Origin of the sequence: Neisseria sp. P0017.S009, assembly GCF_051957375.1 — a bacterium.
Classification (GTDB): domain Bacteria; phylum Pseudomonadota; class Gammaproteobacteria; order Burkholderiales; family Neisseriaceae; genus Neisseria; species Neisseria perflava.
Genome location: NZ_JBQCWL010000001.1, coordinates 1 through 25,107 on the forward strand (window position 1 = coordinate 1; position 25,107 = coordinate 25,107).

The window sequence follows — 25,107 nt, forward strand, 5'->3', positions numbered from 1 at the left end:
GAGGAAACCCGCTTCGTTTGGGACGGCAGCCACCTCTTGCAGGAAGTCCACCCGGACGGCAGATATACCTATATCTATACCGATCCCGATAGCTACGAACCCTTGGCACAGGTACATAACCGGACCAACGAAGAAGGCGAAAGCCGCCAACAAACCCACTACTTCCACTGCGACCAAATCGGCATTCCGAGAGAGATGACCGATGAAGACGGCAACCTCTTGTGGTTTGGCAACTATACCGGCTGGGGCAAACTGAAGAGTGAAACCAACATATCCGGAACTGCTCACCAACCCTTCCGCCTGCAGAACCAGTATTGCGACCGTGAGACGGGGCTGCATTACAACTTCTTCAGGTATTACGAGCCTGATGCGGGTCGGTTTGTGAATCAGGATCCGATTGGGTTGTTTGGAGGTAGTAATTTTTATATGTTTGCCTTCAATATATCTCGTTGGCTTGATCCATTAGGTCTAAAAGGAAAGTCAAAACGATCATGCGAAGAGATTGGGCAAGATATTGATAGATTAATTAATAGAGATAAACGGAAATGTAACAATGGTGGCACTCATGGTTTGCGCCATAGGTTCAATGAACAAATTAATGGTCGCAATGGTCCTGGTACCCAGTCGTGGAAAACACATGAACAGGAAATCAAGAATCAACAGAAAAGCCTTAGAGACCGTTTGCAGGAGTGGAACGATTCAGGTTGTGGAAGTCCCCCTTCTGGGGCGTGGAAGTGGGCGACAAAACCAGTTCCTCAGCCTAAACAGTGGAAAAATCCTGCTGTTCCGAGGTCTACTGTAGAAACAGGAGCAAAAGTTGTTGCTGGTGCTGGAGCTGCATATATAGTTTATCGAATTGTTCGGTTTTTGCCTTCTTTACTCCCTCCTTTATGGGGAACAATTCCTGCAAATGCTGCCATACCTTAAAATATAGAAAGTAAGACATGAAAAAAAACAATCTAATTTTGTTAATTAAAAATCAAATGTCAGATAAACAAAAAAATGAAAATGCTTTACATTTAAATACACTTTTACTAAACTCAATAGAAAATCCTAGTATAGATAATGATTATTTCATAGAATTATTTAGCTATTATTCTAACATATCCCAAGGAGAAGTAAGTGAACTATTTAATTTACTACAATCTTTAACCAAAAATGAAATTAATATAATTTATGATTTTTTAGAATATATTTCTAAGTTTATCAAAGATTTAGGAGTGAATTATGAATTTGAAAAATTTCTTATGGAGGTAAAATATATACAAGAACGAAATTGTCTAGAAGAAAAAATTAAGCCTACTTTCCCAATTTTTAAAGTTGATAAAAATAACATCATAAGTTTTGATGATAGTGATAACTTTTATATATTTTCTATAATGCAACTATCTACTAAAACTTGGATTGAGATAACATACGATGATTTTCTCTCAATACTTGAATCACTAGAGTGGCAAGCCTTTACTAATAAGGCTATATTATATTTTACTCCTTGCTGTTTAAAATATATTTTTTCTAATTTATCTAAATTCTATTTATATGGTTACGTTGTTGACTTTTTATATATTGCCCTAAGAGACCAAAGTACGATATTTAACACTAATCAAATCAACTTAATTATTGATTTTCTTAAATTAATCCAAAATTTTAACCAGGAAATTAGTGTTGAAACACAAAAAAAAATAACAAGTATTATCCAACTTTATTTATAACTTCCGGGCCGCAAGGGCATACTTTCCCGTACCGCCACCAAACCGGCCTGGCCGATGCGCCATTCTTCCTCGGTTAAAATCCGCAAACGCTATATCGTGCGCACCGGCGATATGTTCCATATGAACGGCAAGTTCAGCAAAAGACTTCCCCCTAAAACCTGTCTGTCCTGTAAGGGTGCAGTGGGTGCCGGTCGGCCGGTGAATCCGATACACGGTTTGAAGTTTTGGAGGGTGAAACCGACTTTGCCTTTGAAGGCATTTTGCCTCTAGTATGGAGCCGCAGCTATTATTCCGACCAAGACGGTACCGGCTGGCTCGGCGAGGGTTGGAGCGTACCTGGCTGCCAACGCATTATCCGCGATGCGGCCGGATTGGCCTATATCGACCCGCTGAAACACATCACCCGTTTCGAATATGCCGGCAACGGTCTGTTGCTGTCGGTAACCGATCCGAACGGCAGCAGTACCGCCTACCACTATAACGAAAACCATCAGCCCGACCGGATTACCGACTGCTCCGGTTACGAAACCAAACTGGCCTACACCCCTGAAGGACAGCTGGTGCGTATTACCGATGCGCTGGGACAGCACACCGAATACCACTACGACGCCAATCAAAACCTCACCCTCGCCCTCTATCCAGACGGCAGCAAAGAGACCTTCGGCTACGATGCTGCAGGTCGTTTGACCACCCATACCGACGGCGAAGGCCACACCACCTCCTACGAATACGGCCAGGACGGTCTGCCGACCCAACGCACCAATGCGCTGGGCCATACCTTCGGCTACCATTACGACAAAGCCCGCCGCCTAGTCGGCCTCACCAATGAAAACGGTGCGCGCTACCGCTTTGCCTACGACGTCCTCGACCGATTGATTGCAGAAAGCGGTTTCGACCATAAGCTCACCGGCTACCGCTACAACGCCGGCAACGAACTGATTGAACAGCGCGAATTCAGTGATGACGCCTCCCTTGCCGCCAAACTGATGGCGCAGCTGGGCGGACAACCCGTCCCCAAAAAAGACGCCGCCCCGCTTTCAGACGGCCTCGACAGCCAAACCCCGCTGCGGATTACCGAGTTCAAACGCGACGTATTGGGCCGCTTAATCCATACCCTCGCCCGCAACAACGACAAGGTTCAGGAAACCGCTTACCAATACGACTTGGACGGCAACCTCGTCCGTGCCGCCAACCGCCACAGCATCACCTGCTTCGACTACAACGGCAACGGCCAAATCATCGGCCAGCACCAATGGAAAGTACCGACTAAGGAAGAGAACGCCCGAAACGGTTTGCCCGAAACCGACTGGCGCGATGCGCAGTACGACATGCTGTACCTGCCCGTTACCGAAAGCATCCGCTACCACTACGACTTCAACGGCAACCGTACCGCCACCGTCCTGCCCGACGGCAGACAGATCAACTACCTGTATTACGGCAGCGGCCACCTGCACCAAATCAGCCTCGACGACGAAGTCATCTCCGACATCGAACGCGATAAGCTGCACCGTGAAATCTACCGCACCCAGGGTAAACTCGCCAGCCGTTACGAACTCGATCCCTTAGGCCGTCTGAAAAGGCAAATTGCCGCACTCAACGAGCTGACGCAGACCGAGACAGCTAAAAATGCAGTAACATCGGTCTATGCCGTCAAACGCAGCTACGGCTACGACCGCACCGGCAACCTGACCCACAGCACCGACCAACGGACGGGCACGACCCGGTTTGAATACGACAAACTGGGCCAGATTACCAAAGCGGATAGCGAAGTATTCGCCTTCGACCCCGCACACAATATCCTGTCCGACAACAACAGCCCTACCGTCCCCGACAACCGCCTACAAACCTACAACGGCAGCAGCTATTACTACGACGACCTCGGCAACCTGATCCACCGCGAACTGGCCGACGGCGAAGTGCAGAACTACTTCTACGATCTGCACGACCAACTGGTTAAAGCCGAAATCTTTAAAAAAGACGGTACGAAAGAAACTTGGGTGTACAGCTACGACGCCTTGGGCAGAAGGATAGGCAAAGGCTGTTTGAAAAACGAAGAAGTTTCAGAAACATCATTCCAGCATGATTTAAGCGGGAACGACCTCGAAAACCAAACCCGCTTCGTTTGGGACGGCAGCCACCTCTTGCAAGAAATCCACCCGAACGGCAGATATACCTATATCTACACCGATCCCGACAGCTACGAACCCTTGGCACAGGTACACAACCACACCAATGCCGAGGGCGAAAGCCGCCAACAAATCTACTACTTCCACTGCGACCAAATCGGCATCCCAAGAGAGATGACCGATAAGGACGGTAACCTCTTGTGGTTCGACAACTACACCGGCTGGTGCCTTCTGAAAGAGGAAACCAAGGTAACGGATAGCGCATACCAACCATTCCGATTACAGAACTAGTATTGCGACCGTGAAACGGGGTTGCATTACAACTTCTTCAGGTATTATGAGCCTGATGTGGGTCGGTTTGTAAATCAGGATCCGATTGGGTTGGGAGGTGGAAGTAACTTTTATCAATTTTCGACAAATATACAAAATATGATGGATCCTTGGGGATTAAATGCTGTTAGCATATCCAAAGGGGCATTGTCTATGATTGTAATTGATACAATGACTCCAGACCCCACTGATGCGGCATTGCCTAAATGGATTGCATATGGGGGCTTGGAGCTGCCGCAACAGGTGTCGTTGCATCATCGGAGAGCGATACATGTACAGGAAAATGCCAAGAAGAAAAAAAACGTAAGAAATGTTTAGATGCAATAGCAGACAACAATGGTTACAGCGAAAACATCTTATCTAACATTACAAAAAAGTGTTTCCATCCCTGCTGCTGCGAGATACACAGCATTGATTGAAAAAGGTAGTATTGCCCCTCCAGTTAAAATGGATGGAAATACTATTGTAGATGGTAACCATAGAATGGTAGCCGGATTATTGTGTAATCAAATACCTGCCAGTACACCAGGAACTGCTCCATTATCTAAACCAAGAATACCTTTGAGAGATATACAACTAGACCCTATAGATTGGTGGTAATAAAAATGATATCAAATGACATTCAAGAATTACTTAAAAATATTACAAAGTCTCTAATTAAAATCGAAACAAAAGAATTAGATGTCTTAATTTCTAGACAGTTAATCCATATGGATAATATTGATTTTCACAGATACGAAATATCCCATAGGGAAATTGGAAGTCTTAAATTTTTTTTCTGTTCATTTCGTGGCGCTTTCATAAGCTATAGTTCCTTTACTAATTGTAATTTTATTAATTGTTCTTTTATTACGGCAATAGTTTGTAATACAAAATTTACTAATTGCACATTTATTAATTGTGTATTCAGATCAATGCATATACAAGATAATTTAATATCTAATTGCTCTTTTCAAAACTGCTATATAGAAGATAATATATTTTCTACAAATGAAATATAATTTATTACAATGTTGAACAAGGCATCCGAGCCGCCTTTTAGGCGGCAACAGCAGTAATTGCCTCTAGAGGCCATAAGGAGTATGTAGCAAACCAGAATCAGAGAAAACTGACCCCTGCTATTGTCCGCCAGGTACTTGTGGAATTGTTTATCTGAGGACACATCCTAAAACTGGCGAAAAATATGTAGGCCGAGCCAAATCCTCAATAAGATATTTTGCCAGGCAAAGAGAACATAATAGAGCATTCAGAGCAACTCACAGGTTTACCTTACTTGGGCAAACTAAATCTGGTCAATGTCTAGACCGATTGGAAGAAGATCACATTAGATTACAAGGCGGTATCAAGAGTCGAGGAGGACCTTTGGCCAATAAACGTCATCAGATGTCTGAACCTCGCTACCGTGCAGCAGGTGGAAAAATTCCCATGCCTTATTGAATTACAGAAAGGAACTTTAAAAAATGGCAAGAAAAAAACAGAAATGGCAGGTAGGCGATTATTTTGGCATTCCCATAGAAGATGATTTTTTAGCTGTTGGACAGATTCTTGGAAAATATGATTGGATAGGTGTAGCCTGCTTAATTACCAAAATGAAAATTTCCTCAAAAAACCTTCCTTTATATGAAGATATAAAAATAGATAAAAACGATATTATTGCTGCTATGTTTATTACTGAAGAATCGTTAGATAAAGGATTCTGGCCAATTATTCAAAAAGGTATAGTAAATAAAAATATACTGAAGCAATATTTTCCTAATATTGACTTAATTGAACAAGGAAATATTATTGGTATTAATACCGAAGGTTCAGCTATTATTGATGGTTTTATTAAAGCTTATTTTAGTCTAGCACCTTGGGATGACTGGCATGACCCCGAATACCTTGATAAACTTCTTATTTCTCCCGACAAAAAACCTGAAAATCTCATCTATAAGAACAAATGATCTATTCCAACTCAAAGCTTGTCCTGAAAGTAAAATGCTTCGTACTATTTGAAAAGCCTTCACGTAGCTTTCCAAATCTCGGTGTTAACGATGGCTTTATTTTGATTTCAGTTTGAGCAAGTTTTTTTTTAGATCGATCGTATTAGTTGTCTCAAGTTACAAGGATGGTTCAGCTTTTTTTGGTATAAACCCTCCGGGTACGACTGAAGCGGAAGCCTTAAGAAAATGTTAAGAACGAAGAAATTTACAATGTCTAAATTCTAATAGACAGGAGGCCGTCTGATATTCAGATGGCCTTTATAAATTAGCTATATGCTATGAGTTGAAGGTACTTAGTATCGTAATAAGTTTTCTACCCTCAACCCTACTACTACTCAATAATTAAGTGGTAGAGTTACAGCCAAATCTCTCTTAAAACCTATTGATTTTATACTAAAAATTGGAGTACTATGAGCACACTCTCTTGAGTACCATTAATTCTCATTTGACATATAGGAACAAAACAGCGGAATTTGTAGAAGAATAGGGAAAAGGAAATTAATTTATATTATGTTAAATTCATAACTCTACGATTTTAGTCTGCTAACTCCTGTTTCTTCAGTAGTACAATTACTTATATAAGCGCAAATCGACGCTGCCATCACAGTGGTTCAAACCTGGAATCGCAAAGAAACGGGAGAACTCTTCTGCGCCTTCGGCGTTATAAAGTAATACGTCATCGACCCTTTGGAAAGCACGATATTGCGTGCGTTTGGCTCGGCGGTTTGTGAATCTGTCAGTTTCCAACCGCGCCAACCTTCTTGGTTGATACCGCTATCGTAGAACCAGCCATTATAAATAGTTCGCCATGGCTATTTTTCGGACCACCGATGTAAAACAAAAAAAAACAGTCCGCAACTTCACTTTAAAGTTGCGGACTGTTTTTTTGTTTGGACTAGATTGAATGAATTAACCCAAGCTAGCTACTTTTTTCAACAACGCATCTGCCGCTAAAATTCCAAGATTATTTGATGCCAGCGGGCTGTCGCCAGTTAGCACATTACGATCTTTGTTTACTTGGCCGGTAATGTCTTCATTCAACACTTTGATGCAGTATAACCCTAGTATTCTGACTTAAAAATTAATAAAATAAGAATAAACTATTCTGAAAAAAGGAATAATAGTGAATAAACTAGAAGCCCTTCGCTATTTTTGCTCCGCTGCCGAAACCTTTAATTTTCGTGAAACCGCCCAGCGGCTCGCCGTTTCGCCTCAAGTCGTCACAAGAATGATCGCCGATCTCGAAGCCTTATTAGGTGAAAGTTTGTTCAAACGTAACACGCGAAACATCAAGCTCACTGAATTTGGCGAACAATTTTTGCCGAAAGCGACGCAATATTTGGCGGAAAGCGAACGGCTATTTGCTAAAAACAATGTAAAAGAAAAAGCAATGCAAGGTGTGGTACACCCTGCCGCCAATGCTTATAACGATGAAATTCTGTTTGAATTATTGACCGCACTTGAGCCCTACTCCGACATTGTGATTGATTGGCGGGTGGGAATTGATAAGCTCAAAAGTGTGGATGACCAAGCGAGTGGTGTGGGTGTATAACAAGTTGAAGGAGATGTTATTGTCGAAAATGGTTTAGGCATAAAACATGGCGAGATGATCTCGCCATGTTTTTATCACGATTGCTTATCCACAATCGATTTTAACATCGTATAAGATTGGGCTTGTTTTTGTTCATCAAAAATATAACTCACCGCCATAATTTCATCAAAATGTACCCGTTCACGCAGTTGCTTGAGTTGAAATTCCACACTTTCAGGACTACCGATAAGCGAACAAGCAGTCATTTGTTCCACTACGGCACGCTCTTGATTGTAAATCGGGATTTCCTCAAAATCGACTGGGCCAAAGTGTGGTTTCTTTTGGGCATGCATTTGGGCTTTCCAAACGTCTTCTTCTGACGCCATCGGTGGTTGTAAATTTTGTTGCGCATTAGTCACTATATTTAAGAAAAATAGTGTTTGTGTCGTCGCGAGTTGTCTCGCTTCGTTATCGGTTTCTGCAACAATCGCGTTCACACCTAAGATGACATAAGGTTCAGCAAGATAGGTAGAAGGTTTGAAGTTTTTGCGGTAAATCTCCACTGCCATTTCCATCATACGTGGCGCAAAGTGTGAAGCAAATGCATAAGGCAAGCCAAGTTCTGCCGCAAGATAGGCACTTTCAGTGCTAGATCCTAAAATATAAAACGGTATATTCAAGCCGGCAGAAGGATATGCAGAAACAGGGTTAGAATCTTTAAAGTAACCGCGAAGTTCCGCAATTTCCGCAGGGAAATCCAGACTTTTTCGTCCTCGACGAAGTGCCGCAGCCGTTTGCATATCAGTTCCTGGCGCACGTCCTAAACCGAGTTCAACACGGTTTGGATAAAGCGTCTCCAGTGTGCCATATTGCTCGGCCACCACATAAGGCGAATGATTCGGTAACATCACGCCGCCCGAGCCAACGCGCAAGGTCTTCGTATTGGCTAGCGTATGTTGAATTAAAAGTGCGGTCGCTGAACTCACCAAATTTTTCATATTATGATGCTCAGCAATCCAATAGCGCTCAATGCCAATGCGCTCCGCGTGTTTTGCAAGATTCACCATCGAATCGACCGCTTGCAAATAAGTTTGCCCTTCACGAACGGGGGCAAGATTGAGAATGGAAAGTTTCATGGTGTTACTCCTTATTGATTGAGCAAAGTGAAATCCAACATCACTTTCCCAATATGCGTGCCTTTGTCCATTTCTATATGGGCTTTTGCTACGTATTTAAAATCAAATACTTGATGAATAATCGGTTTGCCGATTTCACCATTGCCGAGTTTTTCCCAGAGCTCGTTGCATAAGGATTGGGTGATTTCTGCCTTAATAAAATCAATGCCCATTTCTGACAGTTTTTGTACTACCTGCACCGATTCGCTTTCGTCAAAACCGCCTTTTTGGAAGTCCGCCGAATTGAGTTTTACGCCTACCAAGAAATCTTTATCAAGACCGCAGCCGTCTGAAACATTGATAGACCGGTTACTGATATCCGCTTTCTGCTACTTTTGTCCATTTTGCCAATGTCTGCTTCATCTGTGCCTGAGGGATGAAGCGGGCCATCCGTTCTACTTCCTTGCCTTGATAAAACAGCAGCCATGCAGGTACGGTCAGCACGTGGAAACGTCCGGTCATTTCGGGTATTTCAGCAATATCGGCTTTTACGGCATACACATTTCCTTCCTCCGCCAAAGCTGAGTCAAGCTGGGCGCCCACGACCGTACAAACACCGCAGATTGGGGCTTTGATGTACAGTGATACTAAAGGGTATGTGGCGATGGCCTGTTCGATGTCTTTCAAAGTGTGCAGTTGTTGCATGCCATGTACTCCTTTGAGCGATTAAGCCCTTTTCTAGTTGTCCAGAAAAGGGGCTTTTAACGAAATGAAAACAAGAAAACGTTTTGAGTCGTCTAGATTTTTTCCACAACCACTTTTGCCCGCGCTTTCAGGCTGTTCAACACTGGGGAGGTGGCGGCTGAGCGGTCGGCGAAATTTTGCAGGGTAGGAAGGTCGGCGTCGGCTTTTACTTTTATGGTTAGCACCAGATTATCCAGTCCGCCGTAGCCATCTTCCATGCCGAACAGTTTGGCCATGTCGATACCGCCGCTTGCGGATATTTCAAACTGTTCCAGTTTCACGCCTGCCAATGCTGCTTGCAACTCGAAACCTATGGAGCAGCAGCCTGCCGCAGCGCTGATCAGGTATTCCACCGGATTTGGGGCGGCGTTTTCACCGCCCATGTTTTTCGGTTCGTCTGTGGTAAAGGCAGGGAAGCGGCGCACGGAGATTTCATTCTTCGTGCCGGATACCCAGCGCGAATCGGCGCGTAATACTGCCTTGCCTTTTGCATGGTCGTTTTCAACCGCTGCCATGGTGGTTCGGAAACGTTCGATATCTAACCCGTTAATCATGTTTTGTCCTTTCATATGATGAATTGCTCTTCACTGTCCAAGGCTCGTGCATCCACCAAACAGGCATCTGCCAAATCACGGCATCCATCCACAAGAATTTTTCGATTTCTGCCTCAACATCATAGCCAGCATCAATCACAGTTTCTTTTACATTGTGTCCAAGTGCGGTCAAAACTTCTTTTGCTTTTTTGTGAAGCGTGTGGTTTAACTCACCATGAGAATGACCGAAAGCTTTACCACCGTTTAATAATAAAATGTTCATTTTTACTCCTAGAATAAATAATTTATAAAAAAAGGATGTGATGTTTACGGATATTGTCTTCTGTTTATTCTCAGAAGTTGAAGTCATTTTATGATTTGTTTTTATTGAGATAAATAGGGTTTATCTTTATAATGTAATGAATTAAATTCACTAATAAAAAAGAGTTTAAAGAGAAAATGCAGAACTTTAACGAACTGAATTATTTTTTAACACTGGCGCAAACGCAGAGTTTTGTGAAAGCGGGGCAACTTTTGGGGATTTCTTCTTCGGCGTTGAGTCATAGCATGAAAAATTTAGAAATGCGGCTAAATTTGCGTCTGTTCAACCGCACTACACGCAATGTATCGCTGACCGAAGCCGGGCAACAGCTTTTCGATCAACTTTTCCCACTTTATCAAGCCATAAACCAAGAAGTCGATGCATTAAATGATTTTTTGAATACGCCATCGGGATTGATTCGCATCAACGCCCCGGCGATGGCAGCGGAAGCCGTGTTGTATCCAAAATTAAAGCCGATTTTGAACCAATACCCGAAAATCCGCTTGGAAATCGTGGTGGACGATCGTTGGGCAGATATTGTGAAAGAAGGATTTGATATGGGCGTTCGGTTAGGTAACAAGGTAGCGAAAGAGATGATTGCCGTACCGATTTCTGCGCCGTTCAAAATGGTATTGGTCGCCTCGCCCGATTATTTGGCGCAATACGGTTCGCTGAAAAATATTGATGATTTGCAGCAGCACCGCCTTATCGGTGCGAAGCTCTCCGCCGAACACGGCACGGAAATTCAATGGGAATTCAAATATAAAAAAAAGCTGATTACGTTCACACCAAAATCGCAGTTTTCTATCAACAATCATCTGCGCCTGCAAGCCGTTTCAGACGGCCTTGGCATCACTTGGCTGCCACATATCATCGCCGCAGACGCACTCCATTCTGGGCAGTTGGTTGAGCTGTTACCCGAGTATGCCATCACTTACGATCCGCTTTACCTCTATTACCCCAGCCGCCGCGGGCATTCCAATGTGTTTAAGTTGATTGTGGATGCGTTAAAAGTAAAAGCCGTCTGAAATTTCAGGCGGCCTTTTTAATAACAAAGTGCGGTCAATTTCCAGCACTTTTTATCAATCCCTTTTCTTCACCAAAACAACGCATTAAGCAATCCAATACGGTGCGTACTTTTGCTGATTGGGTGCGATGTGCGGTGGTGGCATAAAGGGTGCGGGTGGGAAGTGTGTGTTCAGGTAATACAATGCTTAACTGACCATTTTCTATCAAAGGCGCCACATCGCCAGAAAGCAACACCGCCAACCCCATGCCGGCACAGGCATATTCTCGTGCGACCAGTGAAGAATCTGGGCAATCGGTGCGATTTTCGGGCAGCGTTTCCGGTAGCCCTAAACACTTGAATGCGTGTAGCAGGACATTGCTATTGTGATTAAGCCAGTCGGCATTGAGTAAATCTTGCGGCTGGGCAATGGGGTGTTCACGCAAATAGTCTGGTGAAGCGCAAATCAAGGTTTGCCATTGTGCCAACGGGCGCGCGATGCTGTCGGGATCGTCAGGATGTAAAACAACGCGGATAGCGATATCGGTATCGTTTTGCAAATCCACCAAGCGGTTGTTTTCATTGAGTATTAAGCGAATTTTTGGGTAACGATGTCGTAAGGTTTGCACGGTACGTTTCATCGGTTCAACCGCGCTATAACCGGTCGGTAGGCTGATGCGGACTTCACCTTCCGGTTCGGTTTGCAAAATACCCATTTCGCGCTCAACGGCATCGTGCCAGTCGGTTAATTGACGGGCGTATTGCTGCAACTGCCGCCCTTCTGCCGTCGGCGTGAGGCTGCGTGTGGTGCGGTTAAGCAATTTGACGCCGTAATGATTTTCCAGCTTGCGAATGGCTTGACTGATTGCGCTGGCGGTCATGCCCAAATGCGGCGCGGTGGCATTCATACTGCCGTATTGCAGCACGGTGGCAAAAATATAGATAAGTTTGAATTGCTCCATTATAAAGCCTTTCTTAAAACTGTTTATTTAATTTGATAGATTATCAAGTTAATTAAAGTAATATACAATATATTTCATTACAAACAGATGAAGCAAGGAGTACTTTATGCCACATATCAATATCAAATGTTGTCCAAAGAACCTGTCTGAACAGGAATTGCAAGCCTTTGCAGATGATTTAACGGCTTTTGCCAGCGAGCGTCTAAACACGCCTGCAGAATTCATCACTATTGCCTACACTGAAATTCCGGATGATGAATGGAAAGAAAAGGTTTGGGACAAAGAAATTGAGCCAAATGTAGAGAACCTGTTACGTAAACCCGAATATGACATGTAACCTGCGCGTATCATCAAAACCCTAAAAAAACGACCGCACTTTACTCAGGAGAACAGCATGAAAGCATTTAAAAAATTAGGGTTTAGCGTACTTTTCGCCACTCTTGCAACGAGCAGTTTTGCCGGTGAACCGTTGCGCTATTTTGGACAAAATGAAACTGCCTACCATAGCCAAGTGCCTTATGGGAACAATGAAAAAGTTGGTCGTTATGCGACGGCAAGTGATAGGGCGAAAATTTATTTTGAACGCTATGGCAAAGGCTCACCTGTAATTGTTTTGCATGGCGGATTAGTGGGTTCAACAGCTGAAATGGGCGAGTTTATTGACCGTTTAAGCCAAAATCATGAAGTCATCGCCATCAGTACACGCGGTCATGGCAAATCTGAAGTCGGCAGTGTTGCGCCAACTTATGCACAAAAAGCGGCTGATGTGCTTGCCGTATTAAAAGCCGCACAAATTAACGGTAAAGTGGATTTGCTCGGCTTTTCAGACGGCGCTTATACCGCCCTCACCTTTGCTGCCGATTATCCCGAACAGGCAGCCAAAATTATTGCTATCGGTGCCGGCGAATGGAAACGTGGTTTTATTCAAGGCGGGGGAAATAAACGTGCAAGCTATGAACAAATCCGCCAGTTAGATCCAAGTTATTGGGAAATGCAACAAAGCATTCGCCCCAACCTACAACAAACGGCAACGTGGTTTGACAATGCGCAGAAAAATTATGACAACACCCAAGTTGGCAAAGAGACATTTGGTAAGATCCAATCGCCGGTGTTGTTTGTGGTTGGCGAAGACGATGCCAATGCACCCTTGGATACAGTCATCAACGCCTATCGCATGACACAGAATGCCGATTTATCCGTTATCCCTAATGCGCCACATCCGGTATTTGTCTTGAACTTCCCGGCTGTTTGGACTATTGTAGAACCGTATTTGAATAACAAATAATGAAAGGAAAACAAAATGCTTAAATTATTTACTTTACCCGGTGAAGGTAAAATTCGCAGTTCATCACCTTTCGCTTGGAAAACTGAAGCGATGCTGCGTTTATCCGGCTTAGATTTCGAAAAAGAATATGTTGCCGATCTCAGCAAAATGCCTAAAGGCAAAGTTCCGGTATTGCAGGATGGCGAGAAGTTGATCCCTGATAGCTCTCTCATTCAGCGTTATCTAACCGAAACCTACGGCATTGATTTAGATAAACATTTAACGCCTGAACAAAAAGCGATTGCTGAAGCCTTTCGCCGTATGACAGAAGAACATTTATATTGGATGGTCGTATATAACCGTTTCGTCGATCCTCTCAGCAAACCATTTATGATGAAGGCAATGTTTGATGGCATGCCGACCGAACAAGCCGAAGCGATTTTTGCTGTGTTACAGGAAAACGCGAAAAAAGAAATGTACGGACATGGTATCGGAAGACACACACAATCTGATATTTACGCCTTCGGAAAAGGAGATTTAGACGCCATTAGCAACTACTTAGGCACAAAACGCTACTTTTTCGGCGAAGAATTAACCTCCGTTGATGTGGCCATCGTGCCTGTTGTTGCAAACCTGATTCTTACCCCCATCGACACTGAAATTGCGCTATATGCAAGAACCAAAGCAAATTTAGTCGCCTATATTGAACGTTTCGATCAGGCAGTATTTGGAGAATAAAGTAAAAAATCAAAGGCCGTCTGAAATGTTTCAGACGGCCTTTTATTTATATCTCCCAGTCTTTTCTCAGCAAATCCTTTATTATTTGATCGGCTACTAATCAATTACCTACTCCAACTTTAACAATGGAAAGTGGACAATCTATTCAATCCGGTTATGCCGCACCAACGCTATACGTTTCGCCCTTGCTGTCCGCTTGGCCGACAATGGCAGCAACGGCAGCGGCCAAGCCGTTGCGCGTCATGTATTTTTGCGGAATTTCTTGGGCATTTTGTGTCAAGGTATAGGCATTATCTTCGCCATCGGCAAGGCCGCAGGGGCGCAGGATGGTCCAAATCAAACCGCTTTGTTTGAGATAGATTTCGGCTTCTGTTTTGGCACGGACGGCTTCACCTAGTGCCTGTTTGAACGGCTCGCTCATCATGTCCCATTGTTCACCGCAGCCCATGCTGGTAATCAGTACAAAGCGGGCTTGCGGATTGGCGGCTTTCGTGGCGGCAATAATGTTGATATTGCCCAGCGCATCGCTGCGGATACCCTCTTCGTTTTTGCCGCCGACAAAACTGATCACGGTATCAGGATGGTATTGTGCCAACGCTTTATCGAGCGCGTCGGCATCAAGCGCATCGGCGACAACGGTTTGAATATTGTGTTCGACAAAAAAACTGTCTTCAGACGGCTTTCTTAATACGGCGACGGTATCGGCTGAGTCAGTCAATGTGCGGATATAGGCGCGGCCGGACGGGCCGTTGGCTCCGAAGATGAGTTGCATGTTTGGGGCTCCTTTGTATGGTAGATGTTTATTGTTAGAAAATCCGCTCCTCTACGCGGCAAGGAACGGATTTTCAGGCCGTCTGAAACCGTTTAAGCGGCATCAAACAGTTTTCGCATGGCTTCGATTTGATGTTGTTTCAACTCGCCTGCTTCATCGCGGCCGACGAAAATTTTAAACATGGCGCCGCCGTTGCGGTTGATAAAGTTGAGCGAGCAAGTGGCTTTACCCATAAACGGGCGTTCCAAAAGGTAGATGGAGGCGCAGTTTTCATAGTAGATGTGGCCGTGTACGCCGCCGTCGGTTTCGGGATGGTCAAAGTTGTAGAAGCCGCGGCCGACTTTGCCGTTAGGCAGTTTGCCGCTGACTTCGACGATGGCATCGGGGGTGTGGGCGATGAAGGTAACGGATTCATTCCATGCGGCAACGGCTTGGAGAATTTCGACTATGCGGCTGCCTTCGGTTTGGCGCACGTTCTCTTCAGGCAGGCAGCGGATAACGTCTTCAAAACTGCATTGGTTTTGCGCGGCCAGCATTTCCAGTACTTGGCCGGGATTTTTTTCCAATGATTGACGCAACATGGTTTGTTGTTCGGCTGAAAGTTTTTGCATGGTTTGATCCTTTTCTTGAGTTGGAAGAGTGAGCATGAGTTTGCGGATAAGGGTGGGCGACCAATAACGGCCACTGGTATTCAAACGGATAATGCCGTCTGAATCAGGTTCTTTAAAAAGCTGCATTTCCTGCCATTGGGCAATCAGCTTTTGCGCTGCTTTGTTGCCGTCAAACAATAATGGATTCAGACGGCCTGTTTCAATATCGTGCTGAACTTTGCTGAGCAGTGCTTTATTTGGACTATGGCCGCTCATAAACGCGATGTTTTTCTCGCCTTTCGGCGTAGCAAGATAACTCTCCAAATCGCCCTGCACCTGATAGCTGAAACCGCCGAAGTTACCCCCTGCGCCGGAGCCGAACGCCAAACAGGGAATGTCAGATTTGATCAGGGTATTGTAGCGGTTGCGCTCGCCGCGGCCGGGATAGGCGAAGTGGCTGTTGCTGACATGTTCCCAGCCTTTTTCCAGCAGTGTTTCAACCGTGTAGGCATATTGGTCTGCCTGAATATCGAAACCCGGCGGTGTCGGAAATGCGCCTTTTTCAATCATGCGGTTGATGGGCAGCATGGGATAAAGGTTGAACGCATACGTATCCAAACCGGACAGCGGCAGCTCGGCGGCGCGGGCGATATCGTTTTGCCAAACTTCATCGGTTTGATTGGGTAGGCCGAACATCAAATCAGCGACAATCACGGCATCGAGTTCGCACAATTTTGCCAAATATTCAAACGCCTCGTCGCCGCTGTGTTTGCGACCGAGACGGCGGCGGATGGCGGTATTGAAGGTTTGCACGCCGATGGAAATACGGTTGGCCCCTGCTTCGAGACAAGCCTGTGCTTTTTCCAAATCGAAATGGCTCATGCGCCCTTCGATGGTGAACTCGCAGTCTTCGGCAAGCGGTAGATATTGGTAGCAGGCACAAATCAGGCGGACAAGGTCCTCCGTAAGCAACGCGGTCGGCGTACCACCCCCGAAATAAACGGCTCGGATTTTGCCCTTGCCTGTACGGACTTCAGCTTCAGCGGCCATTTCTTCGATAATTTTGTCGGTGTACACGCTGCTTTGGCTATCCTTCCACGCATTACGGTAGAAGCCGCAAAAAACGCAATGGTTGGCGCAAAATGGAATATGCAGATAAGCAAGCGCGTCCACATCGGTGGCATGGGGAAGCTTTTTCTTCCAAATGTTCTGCCATTGGGGACGCGGCATTGGAACGCCGCCCCAAACCGGCATCAATGCCTGACGTTCGGGAAATGCCTTGGGCGCGGATTGTTTCGGAGTCCAAACAAGCTGCTGTACCATGATAATGATTAATAAAAATTATTAATAAGATTGATATATTAAATAACCATCATCGTTTTCTTGTCAATAATTTTGAGTAATTAAAAATCAGTATTATTTTAAAATATTGTATTCTATAAATAATTAAATGTATTTCTATTTGATGGAAATCGGCATTTTACTTGTGAAATGTGTAAAATTTGGTTCTTCAAGTCGGGAACATCCTCCCATCTCGTTTGATTTTTGAACGATAAAATAAATTTTCTTTATCGTTTTTTAGACGGCCTGTTGGCGCTCAGCTTCTGAAATAAAACCCTGCTTCATCTTCGCAACGGCGTATCTGCCAACCGTAAACCGATTCAAGCAAGTCGGGGCGCATCACTTCGCCCACCTTGCCTGATGCAATGACTTTTCCCTTATTCATCAAGATAATATGTTCCGCATAACGCGCGGCGAGGTTTAAATCGTGCAATACCATTATTGATGAGGCACGGCTTGAATGCCCGACCAAATACTGCATCAGGCGGTGTTGGTGGCGGATATCGAGATGGTTGCACGGTTCGTCCAAAAGCAAGACCGGCGCATTTTGCAACAGGGCGCGGATGATGTTGGCGCGTTGCTGTTCGCCGCCTGAGAGCTTGCCGATACGCTTATCCGCCAATGCTGTCAAATCAAAATAATCGAGCAACTCGTCCGACCATTCATGGTTCAGACGGCCTTTTTGTACGAATGACGCCAACGCAATGTATTCGCGTACGGTCATCGGCATATTGTAACGGCCATGCTGCCCGACCCATGCCACCCTGCCCGCACGGATTTGCGGCGCAATGGCCTCACCGAAAAGAGTGATTTTCCCCTGCCCTGTTTGCCCGATTAAGGCACGCAGTAAAGTAGATTTACCCGCACCATTCGGGCCGATAATGACGGTCATGCCCGAAGGTATATCCAGTTGATCGATTTCAAGCAGGGTTTTGTCTTGGACGCGGACGGAAAGATTACGGATTTGAAATAAGGTATGCATGGCAAAAGATATGGTGCAATGAAGTTTCAGACGGCCTGTTTAGGCATCAACGGCTTTTCAAAGGCTTGATAAACAAATACATAAAAAATGGTCCGCCCAATAAGGCAATCACGATACCAACCGGCAGATCGACAGGGTATGTTAGCCAGCGCGCCGCGCCGTCCACCACCATCAAAAATACTGCGCCCAACCAAGCCGACAGCGTAATCAGTTTGCGGCGACTGCCGCCGACGGTTTGCGCCAGCACATTGGGGATCATCATGCCGAGAAAACCGATGATGCCCGAAAGCGATACCGCCGCCCCCGTCATCAATGCCGCGCCGATTACGGTTTGCACACGCAATGCCCCGACCGACACCCCCATACTGGCAGCCGTGTCTTCGCCCGTCATCAAAACGTCCAGCCGCCTGCCTGCCGACAGCAAAATCAGAAAACCGGGCAACATGACCGCGATTGCCGCGACAGGCGATGAGAAACCGGCTTCGGCAAGGCTGCCCGACAGCCATGTGGTCGCGCTGCGCAATACCAAATCGTCAGATAAAAACAAAATCATACTGACCACCGCGCCCGAAAACGCGCTCAACACAAACCCCAACACCAGCAATCCCAAAGTACCGCCGCCGAGCAGTTTATGCACCGCCAAAATCAGCAGGCACACACCCAATGCACCGAGAAAAGCCGCGCCCGGCACACCCATCTCGCCACCGCCCAAAGCCAATAACACAATTACGCCCAAGGCCGCCCCACCCGACGTCCCGATTAAACTCGGATCGGCCAGCGGGTTCTCAAATAAAGCCTGTAATGCCGTCCCCGAAGCGGACAAACCGGCTCCAACCAAAAGCGCGGTATAGATGCGTGGTAAACGAATTTGGCGGACGGTTTCATCCATCGCCAACGGCGACTCCCACGCGCCAAAGCCGATGCCGCAGCACAAATAAACGGCGGCGGCAGTAAGCAGCAGGCAGAGGGTAAGGATATGCGGTTTCATGACATCATGCGGTTTAAGCGGATTGAGGGACGGTTTCAGACGGCATTTTTAAGACAACCGTTTTGCTTCCTACTCAACAAGAAGGAACAAATCGAGGCCGTCTGAAAACAAAAATCGGGCAGAGTTTTCAAAACAGGTGCGTTTATTTCGCCAAACCATGCAAACGCTGAATCACTTGTGGCGTATCCAGACCATAACGGAACATATCGTTGGCCTTCCACAAATAAATCTTGCCGTTTTTCGCGGCAGGCGAGCCGGCGATTTCGGGGCGTGCGGCAAAGGTTTTGACGTTGCCTATCATAGCGGTGTTGTGGTCGGCAATAATGATGATATCGGGTTTGGCCGCAATCCATGCCTCACGCGTCATCGGTTTGAGACCGTCAATGGCGGCTGCGGCATTGATACCGCCGGCGCGGCGGATGATTTCGTCGGCGGCAGTGTTTTTGCCCGATACGATGCGCCCGTCGTAGCTGAAGAGGTAGCGTTTGCCGCTGGAAGGCTGTTGTTTCATATCCGCCTGCCACTTACCGGCCAACTTATCCGCCTGCGCGCTTTTACCGATAAGCTGACCGATGTTGCGGATACTTTGCGGATAGGCGGCGATGCTGTCATCGGGCGCAACATTGACGGCTTTAATGCCTGCTTTTTGCAGGTGGGTAAAAATATCGGCAGGCTGCGCCATCCATGAACCGATGGCGATGTCGGGTTTGGCGGCCACAATCGGTTCAACCGTCAGGCGGCGATGAATGCCGATACTGGGCTTGTTTTTCAATGCCGGATTTTGAACGGTCTGATCGCGGCCGACGATTTCGTCCAATGCGCCGAGCGCGGCAACGATGTCTGCCGTATCGGGGGTCAACACGACGATGCGTTGCGCGTGTGCAGTGCCGGTCAACGAAATAAGTGCGGAAAGCAGAAGGAGTTTGAGTTTCATTTATTTTCCTTGTCGAATGCTTTCAGACGGCCTGCTCGCTTTCTCAGGCCGTCTGAAAACGGTTAAATCACATTAGAACTTCAGTTGTACGGTTGCGGCGAAATTGCGGCCGGTTTCGGTGTACAAATCCATCACGCTTGAGCGGCTCATGCCGGCGACGTCTGCGTGTTGCCAGTATTTTTTGTTGCCGATATTGTAAATGTTCGCGCCGATTTCGACGTTTTTAGACGGCTTGTACCACGCTCCGACATCCCATACGCCGTAGCCCGGCGCTTGGAAAATGCTGTCGCTGCTGACGCGGCTGTGTTTTTTCGACCAGCGCAGTTTGGTATCGCCCCCCCATTTTTCTTGCGCGTAGTCCACGCCCAAAACGCCGTTGAGCGGGTAGGCGGAATCCAGCGGCGTGCCGTCTTGCTGCTTGCCACGCATCCAAGCGATGCTGCCGGAGACTTGCCAGCCCGGCAGGAATTTGTAGGCGGCAGAGGCTTCGGCACCGTAGGTTTTGACGTGATCAAGGTTTTGATATTGGTACTGGATAATCGGGCGACCGCCTATGGAGGCAGTGCCGACTTCGGTGCGGTCGATGAAGTTTCGATAACGGTTGTAGAACGCGGTAACTTGCGCACGGGTGCGTTCGTTTTTGAACTTCATCCCCAATTCAAAGCTGTTGGAGCGTTCGGATTTGAGGTTGGCATTGGGAATGACGGCATAGCCGTAGGTCGTATTGGCAAACGCCATGGTCGCACTGTCAAACGGCGGCGTACGGAAGCCTTGGGAATAAGTGGCAAAACTGGTGAACTGCTCACCCATCGGTACACTCAGGCGCAGGCTGGGTGTAAACGCGGAATCGCTAAAGCGCGTCGCCGTTCCGCTGGGGTTGGCGTTGAGATAGGCTTGATCGGTCGAAGTGTTCAGCTTGTCTTTTTCGTAACGCAAGGCCGGTGTCAGGACGATGCCGTTGCCGAAAGTCAGGCTGTCTTGTGCGTAAACGCTGAACGTTTTGCGCTTGCTGTCGGGGAAAGTTTTATTCGGATAGGTGCTGCCTGCATAAACTTTGCTGACGGCACCGGTCAGATTGTCCACTGTCAGGCTGTCGCGCGGACGGGCGGTCTCGGTGTGTTTGTATTCGGCGCCGGCAACGACGGTTTGTTTGACCGCGCCGTCAAATTCCCATACGCTGCGTCCGTTCAGCCCGCGTATGGTCTGATTGAAACCGTAGTCGGAATAACGGGTCGAGTTACCTAATTGGCGCGTGCCCATACGCGTAATGCTCGCATCGACGGCATCGTCTTCCGTACGCAGTTTTTGCTGATAGGCAGTCAGGTTGGCTTCTTTCAGACGGCCTTCGCCAGTGTAGCGGTAGCCTGCTTCGATACGTTGACGGCGGATACGGTCGCGGGCGTTGCTCTCAGATGTTGCGATGGTTACCGGCCCGCGCGATTGCGAACCCAAGCCGTTTGCCAATACGGTATCGTTGGCGTGGTAATACTGTTCGTACAAAGTTTCCAAGCGGTGGCGTTCGTTGCCGATATTGCCTTTCGCCAAGATATTATAGGCATTGTTTTTCTGAGGGTTGGTGGCAGTACGCGCAGTCGAGTAGCTGGTATCGCTGCCCATGTTTTCGGTTTCATGACCTTGACGGCGCGTCAGCATCAGCAGACCTTCGGCGTTTTCATGGAAACCTGCCACAGTCGCCGTCACGCCATGGCTGCGGTCACGGCCGCGGTAGCTGTGTTTTAAACCGAAATACCCGCGTTTGCCCGCATCGACAAAATCGCTCGGTGAGAGCGTCACCATGTTCACCACGCCGCCAAGCGCATCACTACCGTACAGCGCGGAATAAGGGCCTTTGACAATATCGACCTGCTTGAGCGTGTCGCTTTCGACCATATCGCGTCCCGAAATCGCGCCGTTGGAACCGCCGCCTGCATAAGATTCGGGAATGCGTACGCCGTCCACCATCATCAGAATGCGGTTGCCGTCTATGCCTCGGATATTGATACCCGCATGACCGCGGCGATTGTTGTCTGACGGCACGCTGACGCCGAATTCATACATCACGATATCGTCTAAATTCTGTGCCGAGGCTTGATTCAAGGTTTTGCGTCCGATAACCGACACATTCGGCGCCGCTTTATCCAAGGTTTGCGCATTACGGTCGGCCGTAACCACCACAGGCTCTATTTCTGCCTGAGCCACCGGCATCTGAGCCGCATATAACTGTCCGGAAAAAACCGCCCCTATTACACAGGCAATCGCTTTCTTTTTCATTACACAACCTTATTATTTGAATAAAAATGGTTTGCATTTATAAAATAAATAGGCGATTTTTGCAAGTTTAGAAACCACAAGATAGCACTAAAACCACTTCAAAAACGCAAAATATAGTATGACGTAGCTGGATAAATAATGGGGCTGACGTAGATTAGCCCTAAATTCCACACCAATCCCGCAGAATTTTAAGCTGTTGAGACGGTGTGCCGAAGTTAAACTGAAATTCGCATTCTTTCAAGAACAGCGGGAAGGATTTGCGATCAATTCCGTTGTATTTACGCAAGACGCGTTTTGCCTGATTCCAAAAATTCTCAATGTCGTTAATGTGGTTCTGACGGTCTGCAAATTCCTTGGAATGGTTGATACGGTAATGGATAAAACCGCTTACGTCCAGCTTGTCATAGCTGCTCAGGCTATCCGTGTAAACAATGCTGTCCGGCATGATTTTCTGTTTGATAACAGGCATCAAAGTATCAGATTTGGCATTATCTACGACAACGGTATAGACCCGTCCGTTGCGTTTCAGGATGCCAAAGACAACTACTTTTCCTGCTGCGCCGCGACCACGTCTGCCTTTACGCCTTCCGCCGAAATAACTTTCGTCCAGCTCAACAGAGCTCTCAAAAACCTCATCGGCAACCAAGGCCAGATAATGGCTGATAACCATACGAATTTTGCGGTAGAACAGAATAGCGGAGTTGGGCTGAATGCCCAAAATATCGGCAGCGGAACGGGCGGTAACTTGGAGTACAAAAAATTCAAGTAGTTTCTTTTGAACTCTCTTGCTTAATTTACAATTGGTTATCTGCATTTTCGTAGCCTAGCATAACCGCTAATCTACGTCAGCCCCTAGATTTTTACCATAGGTATATTTCTTTTCATCTGATTTAGATAACCGATAACATCATGAAGCCTGCTTTTTACCTCCCAATATTGTTTTTACTTTCAGCGTGCCGTCCTGAAGCTGAGACAGCCGACATGGCTGCACCAACGGCGCGTAAGCCTTCTTAATTACGAGTCTGAAAAGCGTCAAACTGTAGCCACCCCAGTTAAAACACAAATTCCTGCATTATCTGCAATCAAAAACCAAGCTGATTTTGACTTACTGTCGCGTATTTATGAGCAAGGTAGTGAATATGAAATTCCTCATATCCTTTTCCTCATCGATCGTGAAAATAATAACCGTACAGACTACATCAATACTCCCAAATTTCGGCTGCATGAGCACTATCTGGCTACCATCTTGAAACCCATGCTGTCAAAAACTGAATTGAATCAACAATACCGTAGTCCTAACCGGCGTTATCTGTTGGGTACTATCAGTTGGCAGAATAGTACTCAAGAATATGTTTATGAGTTTTGGGAAGGAGACAAAATCACACCTGAATTGTTGAAATTGGCGGCAGGCCGTCTGAAAGACAGTTTCTACGCTCCGTTGCGTTATAAAACCAATTCTTTATGGCAGGAAACCGTTGCCGAGCAAAGCAAAGTTCCTTTTATTACCCAAGAAAGTTTGATTAAAAATTTCCCCTACCTGCCTCTAAACCAAGGTAAAGCGATAGGTACATTACGCGTTATTGTCAAAGAAGATGATCTTCATAATGTTGGCGCCGACGATATTATTATTTTGAAAGAGGTTCCCCTAGAGCTGCCACCTGTGGCAGGGATTATCAGCGAGAAACCATCTACTGCACTATCGCATGTGAATGTATTGGCACGCGGCTGGGGGATTCCCAATATTTACCTTAAAGACGCAGAAAAAATCCTAGCCCCATATATTGGCCGTCATATCGAATTTGAAGCGACTGCTAAGCAATACCGAATTGTCCAAACCAACCGGAACACTACCAGTAAAAGCTTTTCAGACGGCCTTACCCTGCCCCAACCTGATGTTTCCGATTATGGCCTTAGGGCTTTGTCAAACCTGCGCCGTGATGACAGCCGTTACTGCGGCAGTAAGGCTGCCAACCTCGGTCATATCCGCGCCCATATTAAAGGTAGTAATGTACCTGACGGATTCTGCATTCCGTTTGCCTATTATCAAGCCATGATGGATAGGCTGGGTATTAATGCAACAACACTGGCCCAAATCGAAACACAAAGTGATGGAGACAACCGCAAGCGCCGTACTGCTTTACTCACGCTGCAGAAAAAAATTACCGATGCCGAAATCCCGTCGGAATGGAAACATAAATGGGCTGAGCAATGGCGCAATCAATTAAACAGCAAAGGCGTGTTTGTCCGCAGCTCCTCTAATTCCGAAGACCTACCCAATTTCAGCGGCGCAGGGCTGTACACCACCGTGCCAAATGTTACCGATGAAAACGCGTTGGCCGAAGCAGTGAAGCAATCTTGGGCTTCTGTTTTCAATTACAGTGCATACGAAGCCCGCCGTATTGCCGGATTGCCTCACGATAGCGTGAAAATGAGTGTCTTTGTGCAACAAAGCATCAATGCAGATCTCTCCGGCGTGTTGGTTACCATCAATCCTTATGATATTGCTCAGAAAAATAGCGCCTACATTGCCGCCAAACGCGGGTTGGGTATTCGTGTCGTTGAAGGCAAACGGGTAGCCGAACAGGTGGTCTATAACCGTCGCAATGATTCTGTACAACGTCTCAGCTCCTCTAATGAAACCACAGCGTTGCAACTGGATAAAAATGGTGGAGTACGGGAGGTGCCTGTAACCAGTGGCAATGTGATGAATCAAGAACAAATCCGTCGCCTTGACCAAACCGGCCAACAAATCAAACAGCTATTTGCCAATGGCGAGCAGGATATCGAATGGGCGTTTGACAATGGTAAGCTTGTTATCCTCCAAGCACGACCGTATCTAAACGGTACACGTTAAAGTAAAAGGC

The 25,107-nt window shown here is 46.5% G+C and carries 27 protein-coding genes and 2 pseudogenes; 14 read left to right on the forward strand and 15 right to left on the reverse strand.

What is annotated here, in order from left to right; all coding sequences use genetic code 11:
• From ACTHTG_RS00005 to ACTHTG_RS00040, 8 genes and pseudogenes are all read left to right on the forward strand, one after another.
• Positions 1-927 (forward strand): RHS repeat-associated core domain-containing protein (locus tag ACTHTG_RS00005; RefSeq protein ID WP_440360404.1); only part of this gene is annotated, 927 nt, incomplete at its 5' end.
• A 17-nt stretch (positions 928-944) separates the two neighbouring features.
• Positions 945-1,712, forward strand: a complete 768-nt coding sequence (locus ACTHTG_RS00010) for a hypothetical protein (protein ID WP_070625102.1) — start codon at positions 945-947, stop codon at positions 1,710-1,712.
• Between the two features lie 54 nt (positions 1,713-1,766).
• Entirely contained in the window at positions 1,767-1,982 is a 216-nt protein-coding gene (locus ACTHTG_RS00015) for a hypothetical protein (protein WP_079453697.1), read from the forward strand.
• The gene (locus ACTHTG_RS00020; protein WP_440362626.1) at positions 1,973-4,129 is read left to right on the forward strand and encodes an RHS domain-containing protein; all 2,157 of its coding nucleotides are present in this window, start codon (positions 1,973-1,975) and stop codon (positions 4,127-4,129) included. The genes ACTHTG_RS00015 and ACTHTG_RS00020 overlap by 10 nt, the downstream gene beginning before the upstream one ends.
• Before the next feature lie 12 nt (positions 4,130-4,141).
• Positions 4,142-4,486 (forward strand): annotated as a pseudogene (locus ACTHTG_RS00025) (RHS repeat-associated core domain-containing protein); the annotation flags it as partial.
• A gap of 18 nt (positions 4,487-4,504) precedes the next feature.
• Positions 4,505-4,768: a hypothetical protein gene (locus tag ACTHTG_RS00030; RefSeq protein WP_141744544.1), complete on the forward strand. Its 264-nt coding sequence runs from the start codon at positions 4,505-4,507 to the stop codon at positions 4,766-4,768.
• Between the two features lie 110 nt (positions 4,769-4,878).
• Positions 4,879-5,169: a pentapeptide repeat-containing protein gene (locus ACTHTG_RS00035; RefSeq protein ID WP_224783370.1), complete on the forward strand. Its 291-nt coding sequence runs from the start codon at positions 4,879-4,881 to the stop codon at positions 5,167-5,169.
• A 459-nt stretch (positions 5,170-5,628) separates the two neighbouring features.
• Positions 5,629-6,111, forward strand: a complete 483-nt coding sequence (locus ACTHTG_RS00040) for a hypothetical protein (protein ID WP_004520529.1) — start codon at positions 5,629-5,631, stop codon at positions 6,109-6,111.
• A gap of 609 nt (positions 6,112-6,720) precedes the next feature.
• Here ACTHTG_RS00040 and ACTHTG_RS00045 read toward each other — a convergent pair.
• The gene (locus tag ACTHTG_RS00045; protein WP_157749784.1) at positions 6,721-6,897 is read right to left on the reverse strand and encodes a tannase/feruloyl esterase family alpha/beta hydrolase; all 177 of its coding nucleotides are present in this window, start codon (positions 6,895-6,897) and stop codon (positions 6,721-6,723) included.
• Between the two features lie 162 nt (positions 6,898-7,059).
• Positions 7,060-7,194, reverse strand: coding sequence for a hypothetical protein (locus tag ACTHTG_RS00050; protein ID WP_004520532.1), 135 nt, complete (start codon positions 7,192-7,194; stop codon positions 7,060-7,062).
• A gap of 79 nt (positions 7,195-7,273) precedes the next feature.
• On the opposite strand from ACTHTG_RS00050, the gene ACTHTG_RS00055 reads away from it, so the two are divergent.
• Positions 7,274-7,702: a LysR family transcriptional regulator gene (locus tag ACTHTG_RS00055; RefSeq protein WP_004520533.1), complete on the forward strand. Its 429-nt coding sequence runs from the start codon at positions 7,274-7,276 to the stop codon at positions 7,700-7,702.
• A gap of 74 nt (positions 7,703-7,776) precedes the next feature.
• Here the strand turns inward: ACTHTG_RS00055 and ACTHTG_RS00060 are convergent, their stop codons facing one another.
• The 5 genes and pseudogenes from ACTHTG_RS00060 to ACTHTG_RS00080 form a co-directional block, all read right to left on the reverse strand.
• Positions 7,777-8,817, reverse strand: coding sequence for an LLM class flavin-dependent oxidoreductase (locus tag ACTHTG_RS00060; RefSeq protein ID WP_004520534.1), 1,041 nt, complete (start codon positions 8,815-8,817; stop codon positions 7,777-7,779).
• A gap of 11 nt (positions 8,818-8,828) precedes the next feature.
• Positions 8,829-9,119 (reverse strand): hypothetical protein, encoded by a 291-nt coding sequence (locus ACTHTG_RS00065; protein WP_004520535.1) that lies wholly within the window; start codon positions 9,117-9,119, stop codon positions 8,829-8,831.
• 46 nt (positions 9,120-9,165) lie between these two features.
• Entirely contained in the window at positions 9,166-9,501 is a 336-nt protein-coding gene (locus ACTHTG_RS00070) for a thioredoxin family protein (RefSeq protein WP_004520536.1), read from the reverse strand.
• A gap of 92 nt (positions 9,502-9,593) precedes the next feature.
• Entirely contained in the window at positions 9,594-10,094 is a 501-nt protein-coding gene (locus tag ACTHTG_RS00075; protein WP_224783358.1) for an OsmC family protein, read from the reverse strand.
• A gap of 28 nt (positions 10,095-10,122) precedes the next feature.
• Positions 10,123-10,356, reverse strand: a pseudogene (locus tag ACTHTG_RS00080) (NAD(P)H-dependent oxidoreductase); the annotation flags it as partial.
• Positions 10,357-10,532: 176 nt separating this feature from the next.
• Here ACTHTG_RS00080 and ACTHTG_RS00085 point away from each other — a divergent pair.
• Complete coding sequence (locus tag ACTHTG_RS00085) at positions 10,533-11,423, forward strand: LysR family transcriptional regulator (protein ID WP_049336075.1); 891 nt, start codon at positions 10,533-10,535, stop codon at positions 11,421-11,423.
• Positions 11,424-11,457: 34 nt separating this feature from the next.
• On the opposite strand, the gene ACTHTG_RS00090 is transcribed toward ACTHTG_RS00085, so the two are convergent.
• The gene (locus ACTHTG_RS00090; protein WP_004520542.1) at positions 11,458-12,363 is read right to left on the reverse strand and encodes a LysR family transcriptional regulator; all 906 of its coding nucleotides are present in this window, start codon (positions 12,361-12,363) and stop codon (positions 11,458-11,460) included.
• A 106-nt stretch (positions 12,364-12,469) separates the two neighbouring features.
• On the opposite strand from ACTHTG_RS00090, the gene pptA reads away from it, so the two are divergent.
• Genes pptA through ACTHTG_RS00105 form a run of 3 tightly spaced genes read left to right on the forward strand, consistent with a single transcriptional unit; the run spans position 12,470 to position 14,365 of the window.
• Entirely contained in the window at positions 12,470-12,700 is a 231-nt protein-coding gene (gene pptA / locus ACTHTG_RS00095) for a tautomerase PptA (RefSeq protein ID WP_004520543.1), read from the forward strand.
• A gap of 57 nt (positions 12,701-12,757) precedes the next feature.
• Positions 12,758-13,648 carry an alpha/beta fold hydrolase gene (locus tag ACTHTG_RS00100; RefSeq protein ID WP_440360406.1) on the forward strand — a complete coding sequence of 297 codons (891 nt, stop codon included), beginning with the start codon at positions 12,758-12,760 and terminating at the stop codon, positions 13,646-13,648.
• Between the two features lie 15 nt (positions 13,649-13,663).
• A complete protein-coding gene (locus ACTHTG_RS00105) occupies positions 13,664-14,365 on the forward strand; it encodes a glutathione S-transferase family protein (protein ID WP_004520545.1) in 702 nt (233 codons plus the stop codon).
• A gap of 154 nt (positions 14,366-14,519) precedes the next feature.
• On the opposite strand, the gene ACTHTG_RS00110 is transcribed toward ACTHTG_RS00105, so the two are convergent.
• The 7 genes from ACTHTG_RS00110 to ACTHTG_RS00140 form a co-directional block, all read right to left on the reverse strand.
• On the reverse strand, positions 14,520-15,137 hold the full coding sequence (locus ACTHTG_RS00110) for an NAD(P)H-binding protein (protein WP_070504912.1): 618 nt from the start codon (positions 15,135-15,137) through the stop codon (positions 14,520-14,522).
• A 92-nt stretch (positions 15,138-15,229) separates the two neighbouring features.
• Complete coding sequence (hutW, locus tag ACTHTG_RS00115) at positions 15,230-17,050, reverse strand: heme anaerobic degradation radical SAM methyltransferase ChuW/HutW (protein ID WP_004520547.1); 1,821 nt, start codon at positions 17,048-17,050, stop codon at positions 15,230-15,232.
• Between the two features lie 274 nt (positions 17,051-17,324).
• Entirely contained in the window at positions 17,325-18,050 is a 726-nt protein-coding gene (locus ACTHTG_RS00120) for an ABC transporter ATP-binding protein (RefSeq protein ID WP_004520548.1), read from the reverse strand.
• A 46-nt stretch (positions 18,051-18,096) separates the two neighbouring features.
• Entirely contained in the window at positions 18,097-19,038 is a 942-nt protein-coding gene (locus tag ACTHTG_RS00125) for a FecCD family ABC transporter permease (protein WP_004520549.1), read from the reverse strand.
• 142 nt (positions 19,039-19,180) lie between these two features.
• A complete protein-coding gene (locus ACTHTG_RS00130; protein ID WP_004520550.1) occupies positions 19,181-19,972 on the reverse strand; it encodes a heme/hemin ABC transporter substrate-binding protein in 792 nt (263 codons plus the stop codon).
• A 72-nt stretch (positions 19,973-20,044) separates the two neighbouring features.
• Complete coding sequence (locus ACTHTG_RS00135; RefSeq protein WP_004520551.1) at positions 20,045-22,243, reverse strand: TonB-dependent hemoglobin/transferrin/lactoferrin family receptor; 2,199 nt, start codon at positions 22,241-22,243, stop codon at positions 20,045-20,047.
• 160 nt (positions 22,244-22,403) lie between these two features.
• A complete protein-coding gene (locus tag ACTHTG_RS00140; RefSeq protein ID WP_004520552.1) occupies positions 22,404-23,057 on the reverse strand; it encodes an IS1595 family transposase in 654 nt (217 codons plus the stop codon).
• A gap of 441 nt (positions 23,058-23,498) precedes the next feature.
• On the opposite strand from ACTHTG_RS00140, the gene ACTHTG_RS00145 reads away from it, so the two are divergent.
• Entirely contained in the window at positions 23,499-25,097 is a 1,599-nt protein-coding gene (locus ACTHTG_RS00145; RefSeq protein ID WP_004520555.1) for a PEP/pyruvate-binding domain-containing protein, read from the forward strand.
• Positions 25,098-25,107 lie beyond the last annotated feature (10 nt).

Coding starts and splice junctions, on each gene's coding strand:
- ACTHTG_RS00070 (WP_004520536.1), bottom strand. CDS start 9,501: ATGCAACAACTGCACACTTTGAAAGACATCGAACAGGCCATCGCCACA.
- ACTHTG_RS00035 (WP_224783370.1), top strand. CDS start 4,879: ATGGATAATATTGATTTTCACAGATACGAAATATCCCATAGGGAAATT.
- ACTHTG_RS00085 (WP_049336075.1), top strand. CDS start 10,533: ATGCAGAACTTTAACGAACTGAATTATTTTTTAACACTGGCGCAAACG.
- ACTHTG_RS00075 (WP_224783358.1), bottom strand. CDS start 10,094: ATGATTAACGGGTTAGATATCGAACGTTTCCGAACCACCATGGCAGCG.
- ACTHTG_RS00105 (WP_004520545.1), top strand. CDS start 13,664: ATGCTTAAATTATTTACTTTACCCGGTGAAGGTAAAATTCGCAGTTCA.
- ACTHTG_RS00130 (WP_004520550.1), bottom strand. CDS start 19,972: ATGAAACTCAAACTCCTTCTGCTTTCCGCACTTATTTCGTTGACCGGC.
- ACTHTG_RS00030 (WP_141744544.1), top strand. CDS start 4,505: ATGGTTACAGCGAAAACATCTTATCTAACATTACAAAAAAGTGTTTCC.
- ACTHTG_RS00145 (WP_004520555.1), top strand. CDS start 23,499: ATGCTGTCAAAAACTGAATTGAATCAACAATACCGTAGTCCTAACCGG.
- ACTHTG_RS00090 (WP_004520542.1), bottom strand. CDS start 12,363: ATGGAGCAATTCAAACTTATCTATATTTTTGCCACCGTGCTGCAATAC.
- pptA (WP_004520543.1), top strand. CDS start 12,470: ATGCCACATATCAATATCAAATGTTGTCCAAAGAACCTGTCTGAACAG.
- ACTHTG_RS00125 (WP_004520549.1), bottom strand. CDS start 19,038: ATGAAACCGCATATCCTTACCCTCTGCCTGCTGCTTACTGCCGCCGCC.
- ACTHTG_RS00060 (WP_004520534.1), bottom strand. CDS start 8,817: ATGAAACTTTCCATTCTCAATCTTGCCCCCGTTCGTGAAGGGCAAACT.
- hutW (WP_004520547.1), bottom strand. CDS start 17,050: ATGGTACAGCAGCTTGTTTGGACTCCGAAACAATCCGCGCCCAAGGCA.
- ACTHTG_RS00010 (WP_070625102.1), top strand. CDS start 945: ATGAAAAAAAACAATCTAATTTTGTTAATTAAAAATCAAATGTCAGAT.
- ACTHTG_RS00135 (WP_004520551.1), bottom strand. CDS start 22,243: ATGAAAAAGAAAGCGATTGCCTGTGTAATAGGGGCGGTTTTTTCCGGA.
- ACTHTG_RS00120 (WP_004520548.1), bottom strand. CDS start 18,050: ATGCATACCTTATTTCAAATCCGTAATCTTTCCGTCCGCGTCCAAGAC.
- ACTHTG_RS00015 (WP_079453697.1), top strand. CDS start 1,767: ATGCGCCATTCTTCCTCGGTTAAAATCCGCAAACGCTATATCGTGCGC.
- ACTHTG_RS00040 (WP_004520529.1), top strand. CDS start 5,629: ATGGCAAGAAAAAAACAGAAATGGCAGGTAGGCGATTATTTTGGCATT.
- ACTHTG_RS00100 (WP_440360406.1), top strand. CDS start 12,758: ATGAAAGCATTTAAAAAATTAGGGTTTAGCGTACTTTTCGCCACTCTT.
- ACTHTG_RS00140 (WP_004520552.1), bottom strand. CDS start 23,057: ATGCAGATAACCAATTGTAAATTAAGCAAGAGAGTTCAAAAGAAACTA.
- ACTHTG_RS00110 (WP_070504912.1), bottom strand. CDS start 15,137: ATGCAACTCATCTTCGGAGCCAACGGCCCGTCCGGCCGCGCCTATATC.